The 11,559-nt window shown below is 38.7% G+C and carries 16 protein-coding genes; 4 read left to right on the top strand and 12 right to left on the bottom strand.

Annotation, left to right across the window (positions count from 1 at the left end; translation table 11 throughout):
* On the bottom strand, positions 1 to 3,206 hold a 3,206-nt coding region (locus SORDD15_RS01735), incomplete at its 3' end, for a Cna B-type domain-containing protein (RefSeq protein WP_061415626.1).
* Positions 3,207 to 3,773: 567 nt separating this feature from the next.
* On the opposite strand from SORDD15_RS01735, the gene SORDD15_RS01730 reads away from it, so the two are divergent.
* The gene (locus tag SORDD15_RS01730) at positions 3,774 to 4,331 is read left to right on the top strand and encodes a TetR/AcrR family transcriptional regulator (protein WP_061413805.1); all 558 of its coding nucleotides are present in this window, start codon (positions 3,774 to 3,776) and stop codon (positions 4,329 to 4,331) included.
* A 35-nt stretch (positions 4,332 to 4,366) separates the two neighbouring features.
* Here SORDD15_RS01730 and SORDD15_RS01725 read toward each other — a convergent pair whose 3' ends face one another.
* Positions 4,367 to 4,585 carry a YdbC family protein gene (locus SORDD15_RS01725; protein ID WP_000807419.1) on the bottom strand — a complete coding sequence of 73 codons (219 nt, stop codon included), beginning with the start codon at positions 4,583 to 4,585 and terminating at the stop codon, positions 4,367 to 4,369.
* A gap of 104 nt (positions 4,586 to 4,689) precedes the next feature.
* On the opposite strand from SORDD15_RS01725, the gene SORDD15_RS01720 reads away from it, so the two are divergent.
* Positions 4,690 to 5,010 (top strand): eukaryotic translation initiation factor 4 gamma, encoded by a 321-nt coding sequence (locus SORDD15_RS01720; protein WP_061413803.1) that lies wholly within the window; start codon positions 4,690 to 4,692, stop codon positions 5,008 to 5,010.
* A gap of 27 nt (positions 5,011 to 5,037) precedes the next feature.
* On the opposite strand, the gene SORDD15_RS01715 is transcribed toward SORDD15_RS01720, so the two are convergent.
* The 10 genes from SORDD15_RS01715 to rpsP form a co-directional block, all read right to left on the bottom strand.
* On the bottom strand, positions 5,038 to 5,376 hold the full coding sequence (locus SORDD15_RS01715; RefSeq protein ID WP_001196045.1) for an ATP cone domain-containing protein: 339 nt from the start codon (positions 5,374 to 5,376) through the stop codon (positions 5,038 to 5,040).
* A gap of 11 nt (positions 5,377 to 5,387) precedes the next feature.
* Positions 5,388 to 6,107, bottom strand: a complete 720-nt coding sequence (gene trmD / locus SORDD15_RS01710) for a tRNA (guanosine(37)-N1)-methyltransferase TrmD (protein ID WP_061413801.1) — start codon at positions 6,105 to 6,107, stop codon at positions 5,388 to 5,390.
* Positions 6,097 to 6,615, bottom strand: coding sequence for a ribosome maturation factor RimM (gene rimM / locus SORDD15_RS01705; RefSeq protein ID WP_061413800.1), 519 nt, complete (start codon positions 6,613 to 6,615; stop codon positions 6,097 to 6,099). The genes trmD and rimM overlap by 11 nt, the downstream gene beginning before the upstream one ends.
* Positions 6,616 to 6,642: 27 nt before the next feature.
* On the bottom strand, positions 6,643 to 7,536 hold the full coding sequence (locus SORDD15_RS01700; RefSeq protein WP_061413799.1) for an alpha/beta fold hydrolase: 894 nt from the start codon (positions 7,534 to 7,536) through the stop codon (positions 6,643 to 6,645).
* A gap of 149 nt (positions 7,537 to 7,685) precedes the next feature.
* Complete coding sequence (locus tag SORDD15_RS10405; RefSeq protein WP_231097607.1) at positions 7,686 to 8,117, bottom strand: DMT family transporter; 432 nt, start codon at positions 8,115 to 8,117, stop codon at positions 7,686 to 7,688.
* Positions 8,118 to 8,203: 86 nt separating this feature from the next.
* On the bottom strand, positions 8,204 to 8,476 hold the full coding sequence (locus SORDD15_RS10400) for a DMT family transporter (protein ID WP_231097637.1): 273 nt from the start codon (positions 8,474 to 8,476) through the stop codon (positions 8,204 to 8,206).
* 238 nt (positions 8,477 to 8,714) lie between these two features.
* On the bottom strand, positions 8,715 to 9,278 hold the full coding sequence (locus SORDD15_RS01685; RefSeq protein ID WP_061413795.1) for a putative immunity protein: 564 nt from the start codon (positions 9,276 to 9,278) through the stop codon (positions 8,715 to 8,717).
* Positions 9,279 to 9,346: 68 nt separating this feature from the next.
* Positions 9,347 to 9,688 carry a MazG nucleotide pyrophosphohydrolase domain-containing protein gene (locus SORDD15_RS01680; protein ID WP_061413794.1) on the bottom strand — a complete coding sequence of 114 codons (342 nt, stop codon included), beginning with the start codon at positions 9,686 to 9,688 and terminating at the stop codon, positions 9,347 to 9,349.
* Between the two features lie 42 nt (positions 9,689 to 9,730).
* Positions 9,731 to 9,970, bottom strand: a complete 240-nt coding sequence (gene kphA / locus SORDD15_RS01675) for an RNA-binding protein KphA (RefSeq protein ID WP_000379617.1) — start codon at positions 9,968 to 9,970, stop codon at positions 9,731 to 9,733.
* A gap of 19 nt (positions 9,971 to 9,989) precedes the next feature.
* Positions 9,990 to 10,262 (bottom strand): 30S ribosomal protein S16, encoded by a 273-nt coding sequence (gene rpsP / locus SORDD15_RS01670; RefSeq protein WP_000268760.1) that lies wholly within the window; start codon positions 10,260 to 10,262, stop codon positions 9,990 to 9,992.
* A gap of 216 nt (positions 10,263 to 10,478) precedes the next feature.
* On the opposite strand from rpsP, the gene SORDD15_RS01665 reads away from it, so the two are divergent.
* Positions 10,479 to 11,285: a peptidylprolyl isomerase gene (locus SORDD15_RS01665; RefSeq protein WP_061413793.1), complete on the top strand. Its 807-nt coding sequence runs from the start codon at positions 10,479 to 10,481 to the stop codon at positions 11,283 to 11,285.
* Positions 11,286 to 11,312: 27 nt separating this feature from the next.
* On the top strand, positions 11,313 to 11,552 hold the full coding sequence (locus SORDD15_RS01660; protein ID WP_000600214.1) for a zinc-ribbon domain-containing protein: 240 nt from the start codon (positions 11,313 to 11,315) through the stop codon (positions 11,550 to 11,552).
* Positions 11,553 to 11,559 lie beyond the last annotated feature (7 nt).

The raw sequence follows: 11,559 nt of genomic DNA, 5'->3' as shown, positions 1-11,559 counted from the left end.
ACCCAAGTGTTAGCGTCTGTCTTATCATCAGCTGTCAAGGTCAATTTCTTACCTTCAACAGCTACTGGTTTAGATCCATCTACAGATTTGAAAAGTTGAACGGTTACGGACTTAGGACGTTTGCCGTCTTGGTTGTTCGCATCGTTCCATACTTTTGTTACCTTGTAGTCGATTTCTTTTGGTGCATATTTGTTTGTGATGGTAAAGTCTGTAATAATTGATTCGTATTCTGCTACGGCTTCTTCTGTTATAGTGTATTTGATTTCTTTACCAGCTTTATATTTTGCTAATTTTTCGAATGTAGTAGTCCAAGTTCCGTCTGCGGCTGCTTGAACTTCTTTCGATGCGACTTTCTGACCGTCTGCTAAAAGATTGATTGTAATCTTAGTTGGACGTTTGCCGTCTTGGTTATTCGCGTCATCCCAGTTCTTGGTTGCTTTAATGTCAACTGTTTCTGGAGAATAGCTATTTGTGATAGTGAATCCTGATGCAGCGTCACCAGTAACCTTAGAAGTGTAACCTGGAACAGTTACTTCTACTACAGTGTACTGGATAGGTGTGCCACCTTTATCAGCATCAAGGTCTGTGAAGCTTCCAGTCCAACCGTTTGCGGCATTGAGTTCAAGTGTTTTACCAGTATCTTGACCGTCTGCAAGCAATTTAACTGTGACAGAAGATGGGCGTTTACCATCTTGGTTGTTCTCGTCCTTCCATACTTTCTTCACAGGAACTTCCGTTTTTGCTGGAGTGTAAGTATTCTCGAAAGCTTTTTCGTCATCGTAAGAAACAGTTGCTTCAAGTGCACCTTTACCCTTGTCCGCTACAGTAACTGTAGCTGTGATGGTTTTAGTATCGTACTGGATACCTGTAGCAGTACCCGCTTTTTCAGCAATCTTATAAGTATAAGTGCCTGCTTTATCGAATTCCAATTCTGAGAAAGCAACGTTTCCGTCTTTGTCATTCTTCACAGTTTCTTTCACATTACCGTCTTGGTCTGTCAAAGTGAACTCAAATTCATCAGCCTCCAACTCACGACCAGTCAACTTCTTAGTCACTTCAAGAGTTGCTTTTGCTTTTGAAGTTCCATAGCTGTTGTTGAATTCTTTGTCCGCTGGGTAAGTCACATTCGCATGAAGTTTTCCTTCGCCGTCATCTGTAACTTCTACTGTGACTTTGACTTCAAGATTATCGTAAGTCACACCATCAACAGTCTTACCAGCATTTGTTTCAACAATGGTGTAGTTGTATGTACCAGCTTTGGTATATTCGATTGGAGCGAATGTCACTTTACCGTCAGCAGTGTTCTTCACTTTTTGAAGTTCTGCACCATCTTTGTCATTCTTCAAGACAAACTCAAACTCATCAGCTTTCAACTCACGACCTGAAAGGGCTTTTGTCACTTCAATAGGCGCTGAAGTTTTCTCAGGAGCGTATGTGTTTTCAAAAGTCTTATCATCATTTTCGTAAGCGACAGCTGCAGTCAATTTACCTTCAGCATCTGCTGTTACAGTAACTGTAACGCCAACAGGGTTGGCATCATAAGTAACACCTTTTTCGGTTGTGTTCGCTTTTTTCTCAACGATGTGGTAGTTGTATGTACCCGCTTTGTCAAATGTCAATTCAGCAAAGTTGATATTTCCTTCCGCATCATTTGTTACTGTTTCAACAACTTTATTTGTCTTGTCATCAAACAAGTCAAATTCAAACTCACCAGCTTTAATAGCTCGACCAGTCAATTTTTTAATTGCTTGGATTTGAGCTTTTGTACTGTTGCGTTTGTTTGAGATTGTTTTGATAACACCTTCTTGACCAACAGTTACTTTGATTGGAGTAGAATCCAATTGGTAACCTTTAGGAGCTTCAACTTCAGTGATGGTGAATTCACCCTTTTTAACATCTTCATCAGTGTAGATTTTAGACTGGGCAACACCACTAGCGTCTGTTGTTACTGTTTCTTCGTGTGCTGTAGTTGCACCTTCTGGAGGTGTGATTTTAAATTTAGCTCCCGCAAGACGGTCAAGTGATTTTTCATCTACTTTATACAGCGTGATACGGTAACCAGTTTTCAGTTGGATAGTACCACCTGATGTAACTGTTGAGTTACCAATAACTTTTGTAATAGTTTCAGTACGATCATCGCTCACTGGAAGAACTTTATCATCAGCTGTGATTTCAGCATTGTTTTGGACTTTTGTTCCATCAGCCGGAGCTGTTGTATTATAGACGATACGGAATGCTGCTGCTTTACCGTTTGTAGCACGGATTGCCTTAGCATTGTTAAAGGTAATAGTGAACTCAGTGTAAGAATCATTCCACTTGATTTCGTAGTCTTTACCTGCTTCAAGAGTTACATCATCAACTAAAGCATAGACTTTGTTGTAGTAACCAGCAGTAACCACGATTGATTCAGGGATGATCTGCATTGGTGAATAGTCTTTGTCAACCCAGTCGCGAACTACAATCTTGTTATACTCAGCTTGTTTAGGGTTTACACGAAGATTCCACTTGTGGATATAATCTCCTGATTTTCCAAGAAGGGCTGATTCCCATTTTTCCTTATTGATAGTACCATTAACTTTACTAATGTTTGTTTTACCAATACCTTCAGAATAGTCGATTTCTCCACCTTTTTTGAACTTCATCTTGAAGTTAACATCATCCTTTGTTTCAGTCTTATCAAGTTGAATTGATTCTTCTTCTGTTTCTTTCTTAGAGCTGAAAGCTACATAGAAAGTACCTGAAACACCACGAACTTCTGTACCACCTTTTTTCTTAAGGTATTCAGCAAGGTTTTTTAAAGTAATGGTAACTTTACCACCTTGATTGTCACCATTAGAAACAACTGTTGCATCACCTACAGCAGTATCAGTCTCTTTATCTTTGAGCTCAAACTTTTCAGCACGAACAGATAATGGAGTTGGAATAGTGAATGTAAATGTATCTCCATCCTTCAGTTTTCCATCATAAGCGCTCAAATCAAAATCAGCAGCAAACTTATAGTTTTCGTAAGATTGATTTTGTGGTGATAGGTTGTAAACTCCTTTAGCATCTGGTGTCACAAACTTACCATTATCAGTCTCCCAAATTCCTACTTTGGTAATGACATTTTTAAGTTCTTGTGCTTGAACTGTATTTGTCAAAGCAGCAGAACCCAATAAAACGAGTAGTGGCGTTAAAATATAGAGCCACAATTTTTTAAATTTCATGACTTTCCTTTCTATATGATTGAAATCGATTGAACAACGTGTCAACTCTCTCCAATAGACAACACCCCTTTCAATCGCATAATTTACTACATAATAGACTATCTGTAACATGTGCTTGGGGAAATATCTACACGTTTCATACTATTCAAAAACAATAATTAAATTCAATCTCTAGCAGGAGCACACTACTCTTAGGTCAGAGAGGAAATATAGCAAAATATTTACCAGAACTATTATACTAAATATCATCAAGTATTTTTATGAAAAATCTTTAATTCATCAAGTTATTTATTTACACGATGTCAATTGTTTAGATATATTATTTTAATACCTCAAATAATACAGCATTATCATGAGAATTGTCTAAAAATACTGATGTGATAGGAATTTTCAGAAAACGCATTTTTATTGTTTGAGCTATGTTTTATAAATTATTTGTGATACAATAGAGCTACCTAAAAGATTCAGAAAATTTAATGTTCATTGATTATTTATATTAACTTGATTATTTTGATTTCTTTTAAAACAAAAATGATTATAAATAATTATAAACAGAAAGGTAATTCTATGGCAAAGAATACTCGTGAGCTAATCATTAAAGCTCTCATCACACTAGCTAAGAAAAATCCTCAACGTAGTTCCTTTACAATGACTGAAATTGCTGCTGAAGCTGGTATTTCACGACAAGCGATTTATCAAAAGCATTTTAACAACTTTGAAGATATTATTGAATACATTCACGAAGAGACCAATCAGCACATTTTTAACGTCTTTAATAAGTACTGCCCTAGCAATGATGGAGATCCTATCAGCTTTTTAGCAGACCATATACTTCCTCTCATATACGAAAAAAGGGAAATTGTTAACACCTTGTATACCACACAAGTCGACCCATGTTGGAAGGAATTTCTGCGTGGAACATACTCAGAGTGGGTACTAAAGAATGTCAATTACCAACTGAAATATAATTTTAATAAAGAAGACATCGCTTATATCATTACGACCATGGCCATCTCTTTCATTGAAGTCTGGATTCGTAAAGATAATCCAATACCACCTGAAGAGTATAGAGAGACTTTCATTCAATTGGCTAAGACTTCTCTCTGTGACTATATTGTGTCATAAAAAAAAGAATCTTGAGTTCTACTCAAGATTCTTTTTTATTGTCCCCCTTTAAAGGCATCGACCATTACCTGAAATTCTTCATTGGAAAGCGTGATTCCTTTGCCCATTTTGGTATGGTCAGGACTCCAAGAACGAATATCAAACTTTGCTGGTGCTCCATTAAAGCTAACGCGATTTAGTTCTTTTGTCCATCCTTTGTCATTTTCAGACAAGGTGAGCAAGTGTTCTTCGATTTCAAATGTAAATTCTGCCATTTTTAACTCCTTTATGTGATATACTTTCTATAGTCTATTCGTAAAAATCTTGTGGTTTTTAGGAAAATTTTATATAATGTGGATATATAAGAAGGGAGGATTCTATGAGACAGACATTCAAACTAGTTCTAGATAAACTACATGGTTTTCTCAATGGGAATGATGATCATCCTCAAATCGAGGACAACTCCCTCACTGCTATGATTGAACAAGCCATCCAGAAAAAGACGGCTGTTCATGTCATACTTGCTGAGACAAGTTTTACGGGTGATATTGTCAAACACGATGCTAATCGCCAACAAATTATCGTCAAAAATTTTTCAAAAAACGTGACTCGAATCATTCGTATCAGTGATATTAAACGGTTTCGTTTCGTTCCCTCAACCGTACAAAAAGCTCAGAAAAGTCTATTTAAGAAAGAGTGAGATGTTCTTTGCATCCCACTCTTTTTCTTAACGGATTTGTTCAAAATGAAGATGAACTGCGATATGGTCACCATAGCCACTTCTCTCCAAATCACGTTGCAAGCGATAAGAGATATAGTGTTCTGCGATTGTGATGTAACCAGCGCCAAGCAAGCGGTGCTCAACCATTGATTGGATCATGCTGATAGTGGCACGTTCTACTTTTGCTTCTTCCAAGTCCAAAACGACTTTTTTAGTAACTTGTGCAAGGTTTTGACGCAAATCATCTGTCAAAACATAAACGGTTTGAGCTGCTTTTAGGACAGCTTGGTAAATTTTATCTGGATCAAATTCAGCAATTTCTCCATTACGTTTGATTACTTGCATAAGGTTCTCCTTTATTCTTTGTTTTCTTTGATTTCAGCCAGCATCTTTTCTTCTTCGGCTGTTAGTTGATAGTTTTCTAGCAGGTCAGGTCTTCGCTCGTAGGTTTTCTTTAAACTCTCATACAGTCGCCACTGTCGAATCTTTTCATGGTGACCGCTCATGAGCACATCTGGCACGACCATGCCACGATAGTCATAAGGGCGAGTGTACTGAGGATATTCGAGAAGTCCCGAAGAGAAGCTATCATCCTGGTGACTAGACTCCTTACCAATCACTTCTGGTATCAGGCGAACGGTCGCATCGATCATGGTCATGGCTGCCAGCTCACCACCAGTCAAAACATAATCTCCTAGAGAAATTTCATCGGTTACCAAGGTCTTGATGCGCTCGTCATACCCTTCATAATGACCACAGATAAAGATCAGTTCCTCTTCCTGAGCTAAATCCTCAGCGTAAGCCTGATCGAACTGTTTCCCAGCAGGATCAAGAAGAATCACTCGCGGATTTTTCTTTTCAATAGCGTCAAAGGCATCGAAAATGGGTTGGGCCCGGAGCAACATCCCCTGACCGCCTCCGTAGGGCTCATCATCGACGTGACGTGCCTTTTCAGCATATTCTCGAAAATTATGATACTGAATATCCAAGATACCTTTTTCTCGAGCCTTTCCAACAATCGAGTGCTCCAGCGGAGAAAACATCTCCGGAAAGAGGGTTAAAATATCAATCTTCATCATCTAACCCTTCTAAGATGTCCACATCAACCCGTTTGTTTAGAATATCAACATTGAGAACTACTGGCGGAATGTAAGGTAAAAGCAAATCTCGCTTACCTTTTCGCTTTACCACCCAGACATCATTGGCTCCTGGTTGCAGAATTTCCTTGATGGTTCCAACCAAGTTATCTCCCTCGTAAACATCCAAACCGATAATCTCGTGATAGTAGAATTCACCATCATCTAAATCGTTCAAATCTTCCTCAGCGACCTTGAGACTATAGCCCTTGTACTTTTCAATCGCATTGATATGGTACATGTCTTTGAATTTGATAATGTCAAAATTCTTATGTTTACGGTGACTTGCGATGGTCACTGTTTGGACAAACTGATCTTTTTCATCAAATAAAGCCAGCTCTGCCCCTTTTTTAAACCGCTCCTCAGCAAAATCCGTCACAGACAAGACACGCATCTCACCCTGTAAACCCTGCGTATTAACGATTTTCCCAACATTAAAGTAGTTCATCTTGTCTCCTGTATCTATTTCTATCCTTTATTTTATCACGTTCCAGGGATTTTCACAAGTTGGATAGGTCCTTACTACTTCTTCAAAGAATTCACCAACTATCTGATTAAACTCTTCAGGATGGTCATTCATCGGTTGGTGTTTGCTATCTGAAATCGTTACTTGACGCGCATTGGGATTTAGAGCAATGATACCATCATAGATTATTTTTAGGTGTTTGGGAAAATCATTTTCTCCTCTTGCTAATAGCATGGGAGGATTTCCTTTATATCCTTCTATCTCATGGACTGCCAAGAAGCCTGTGATTCCAAGGTTCAAGAAAACATCTCGCCCAGTTTCTATGATGGCCGTCTTGACCAATTCTCTTGTGATAGGGTTATCACTACACATTTTTGAGTTTTTATCAGCAATCACCTTCCAAGGAATCGTCTTGTACATAAGAGAACTATATTTGATTCGACCTCTTTCTTTCTCAGACAAGTAACGGTGCTGTCCCCAACTATCCACCATGACCAAAGCTAGGACTCTTTCTGGATGGCGATAGGTATACTCTTGAAGTGGATTTCCTCCCCAAGAATGACCAACCAATATCACCTTATCCAACTGGAAATAGGACAAAATGGCATCTACATCTTGAACAGCGCCTTCTAAGTCGGGTAGCCCAACTTTCATAGGTGATTCACCCTGCCCTCTAACATTTACAAAGTAAAGGTCAAATCCATCAAAAGCATCATACTGGTGGGCCCACATCTGACTACGTCCACAAGCTCCATGATAAAAAATAATGTGTCCTTTATTTGCGTTTCCAGGACGATGATAAACAACCAAATCACAATCTCCGACTGATATAAGGTGACGTTCCAACATCTCAGGTTCTCTGTTATAAAAAGCAATTACTTCAACTACATCATTTTGCTTCATTTCTACATTCGCTCCTCTTTATTCTAATATCATTCTTTTTATCTATTTTATCATGCTATATTAAAATCATCGTTTTCTAAACTTGATTTCATTAAAAATTTTGAATTTTCTGCATCATTTGGATAAAGAAAAAGACTGCTACGCAATCTTTACTTTTTTCTCATCAGATTCATGCCTAAAATTCCAGCAATAATCAAAGTTGCCCCGATGACATGGTAGCTATAAATTGGTTCGTGGAGGATAAGTGCTCCGGCTAGAATGGTCAAAACTGTTCCAAGATTACCAAAGACACTGACGGTTGATGCCCCGAGGCGAACAATAGCATAGATAGAGAGACTACCAGTCACTATAGAGGCTAGAATTCCCAAATAGAGGATGGAAAGCAGATAGGGCAGCTGTCCAAACGGCGCAAAGTAAGCTAATAGATTCCCCTCTAGATAGTGAGAGATCAGACTCAGCGTATTAAAGGTGACGAAGCCAACAACTATCACAACAGCTGTCATATCCATGGCCCGGTAGCGACCTCCTTTAGCCTTGCTTAGAATATTGTTGATCGCATTGGCAAGAACAGATCCCAACATCAAGAGAAAGCCCAAGCTAGCAGTTTCAGTGCTAAAGTTCGCTCCCTTGCTAAGGAAGATGAGAACTACTCCTGCTACGGATAAAATTAAAAAAACTTTTGCAACAAACTTGTCTTTTCCTTGAGAAAGACCGATGCCAAAAGGAGAGTAAAAATCGGGACAAGTGCCTGTAGAATTCCCGCTTCAGAAGACGATATATACTGTAAGGCAAAGGATTGGAAAATAAAAAAGAGAAGTGGATAGAAAAGACTCATAGGCAGAATAGAAAGAATAGCTTTTCTACTTAAACTCACATTGATAAGTTTTGTTTGATGAAGGATGACCAATACCAAAGCAGCGATTGTATAGCGATGTGCCAAGTTTGTAAGAGGACTGGCATAGGCCAAAGCAATCTTAGTAAATAAAAAGAAAAACCAATGATGGCTGAAAAAGATAAGGCTGCTAGGTATGCTTTTGTTTTCTCGTTCATAGATTGTTACTCCCTTTAAAAGTAGCTATTCTCAAGATAGATTGACTAGAATTTTTGAGACTGCCTTTCCATTTTAGCATAGTAAAATCCTAGATGCTATTTCTAGGATTGGTATTTTATTCCCACTATCACTCTTTCAAGATGATAAATTCTTTTTTATTGCCTATAAAGGATTCAGCCAGTCTGATCTGCTTTTCTCGTTCTTGTCTCACAAGTTCTAGCTTGTCTGCCTCTTGGAGATTCCTTACTTTGATAGCATAATCCGCGGAAACGATGGCGTGTCCTCTCATATGGGCTGTTGAAATAGCTTGTACAAAGACTCTGGCAGCGTACTTAGCGATTTGATTTTGGGCATTTTTAGAGAGGAGATTTGCTGCGAAACCTGCTTTTCTCAACTCATGAGGTGAGAACTCATTTCTCAATCGTGCATCAAAAGCCTCATAAGTTTGCCGAATTATTTTATTTTTCTCACCTTCATCACCGATATCAATTAAAGATAAGAAATCTTGCGAGTTCTCTAATGCCCATCGAGCTAGTTCTTTCTGAGGAAGTCTATCCAGTATTTGTTCTAGCTCCAATCTTTTCTCAGAGTCATCCCAAATGGCAACTTTGTAAGGACTGGGTAGGTGATTCATTTTAGTCTTATAGGCAGTTCGTTCAAACTCATTCCATGCATAATCCTCTGGGTTCATTGCTTTCTCTATTCTTTCTTACTAGCGAGCGTAAGCTAGGAGAAATCTTTCATATCAGTGAAAAGAAATTACTCCTTATTCTCTTGGAAGTTATCTAAAAATCCTTCCAAATCTCTTTCATGTTGATACTTAATGGCAGCTTTTTTATCTTTATCAAAGATAGTTTTGGTTAGGTCAATATCGTTAATGGCCGCGATTGCAACCGTATAGTGAATAATATCAGCTAGTTCTTTGGCTAGTTCCTCGTTTGAGTCCTGAACACCCTCTTTTCGACCAGAGCGTCCATTCAAGACCTCGGCCACTTCTCCGACTTCCTCCACTAGCTTGATAAAGAGACCTTCCTCAGTCCGAGACTGCTGGTAATGTTCAAGTAAGTAGGCTTGTAATTGTCTAAACGTTAAATCCTTCATCTTCTCCTCCTCACAAAAAAGCGAGACATCTGTCCCGCTTTTTTATTTTTCATCGATAACGATTCTTACTTTTTTGTCTTCAGTTGGGACAGAGTAGACAATCGTTCTTATCGCTGAGATAGTGCGACCCTTACGACCGATAACACGACCGACATCGCTCTGGTCAAGATCCAAGTGATACTCCAAAAACTCTGGTGTGTCTTCAATCTTGATAGTTAAGGCATCAGGTTGTGAAATCAAAGGTTTCACAATCGCAATAATGAGATTTTCAATCGTATCCATCTGTCAACCTACTTTAAACTTATTTTGAGAATTTAGAATCGTGGAATTTTTTCAATACGCCTTCTTTTGAAAGGATGTTGCGAACTGTATCTGAAGGTTGAGCTCCATCAGCCAACCATGCAAGAACGCGGTCTTCTTTCAAAGTCACTTGGTTTTCAGCAACAAGTGGGTTGTAAGTACCAACTGTTTCGATGAAACGTCCGTCACGTGGTGAACGTGAGTCTGCTACGTTAATACGGTAGAAAGGTTTTTTCTTAGAACCCATACGAGTCAAACGGATTTTAACTGCCATTTTTTAATGTCTCTTTTCTTATTTTTTGTTTCGGTGAAATAGCTGAGCTATTTAGCACATGTTCTATTATAGCAGATTTCCAGAGGGTGTCAAGAAAAAAACTTGACAGAGTTTTAATTTTTTTAACTACTAGAAATTTTTAGTAAAATCTTTTACATTTGAAATCAAGCTCCTTTTAAGGTACAATGGTAGAAATGAATTTTTGAGAGGTTAACAATGAAAAAACTAGCAACCCTTCTTTTACTATCAACTGTAGCCCTTGCTGGATGTACTAGTATCCAACGTGGTCTCCGTGGTGATGAATATGTCGACTCCAGCATCTCAGCTGAAGAAAGCTCAAAAGCGGCTGCTCAGGCTGCCAAAGATTTGAATGACGCTTTGACCAATGAAAATGCCAACTTCCCTCAACTTTCTAAGGAAGTTGCTGAAGATGAAGCTGAGGTCATTTTACACACAAATCAAGGCGATATCCGTATCAAGCTCTTTCCAAAACTAGCACCACTAGCAGTTGAAAACTTCCTTACTCACGCTAAGGAAGGCTATTATAACGGCATCACCTTCCACCGTGTTATTGATGGCTTTATGGTCCAAACTGGAGATCCTAAGGGAGATGGTACAGGTGGCCAATCTATCTGGCATGATAAGGATAAAACAAAGGACAAGGGAACTGGTTTCAAAAATGAAATCTCTCCTTACCTATACAATATCCGAGGAGCCCTTGCTATGGCTAATACTGGTCAACCAAGTACCAACGGTAGCCAGTTCTTCATCAACCAAAATTCAACAGATATTTCTGCTAAACTTCCTACCAGCAAGTATCCAAAGAAAATCATCGAAGCCTATAAAGAGGGCGGAAATCCTAGTCTAGACGGCAAACACCCCGTCTTTGGTCAAGTCATCGATGGTATGGACGTTGTTGACAAGATTGCCAAGGCTGAAAAAGATGAGAAAGATAAACCAACGTCTGCTATCACCATTGATAGTATAGAAGTGGTGAAAGACTACGACTTCAGCAAAAAATAAGCCATCAACAGATAAGGAGACGATGACATGATTTTATTTTGGGGTTCTAAAGGTTATCAGAAAGATTTGGGACATACGCAAACTGCGATCGAATGTGGTCACTGTAACAATGTCGACACTTGGGAGATCGTAGAAACTGGGCGCAAGTTCACCCTCTACTGGATTCCACTTTTCCCTTATGGTAAAAGTTACTTCGTTTCTTGTCCGATTTGCCACTACGGTAAAGAAATTGAGAAATCTGAAGTTGAAAACTATTTAAATTACTAGTCAAAAA

Origin of the sequence: Streptococcus oralis (assembly GCF_001578935.1) — a bacterium.
GTDB classification, from domain to species: domain Bacteria; phylum Bacillota; class Bacilli; order Lactobacillales; family Streptococcaceae; genus Streptococcus; species Streptococcus oralis_R.
The sequence above is the reverse complement of the archived record's forward strand: the minus strand, read 5'-3'. Positions and strand labels throughout refer to the sequence as shown.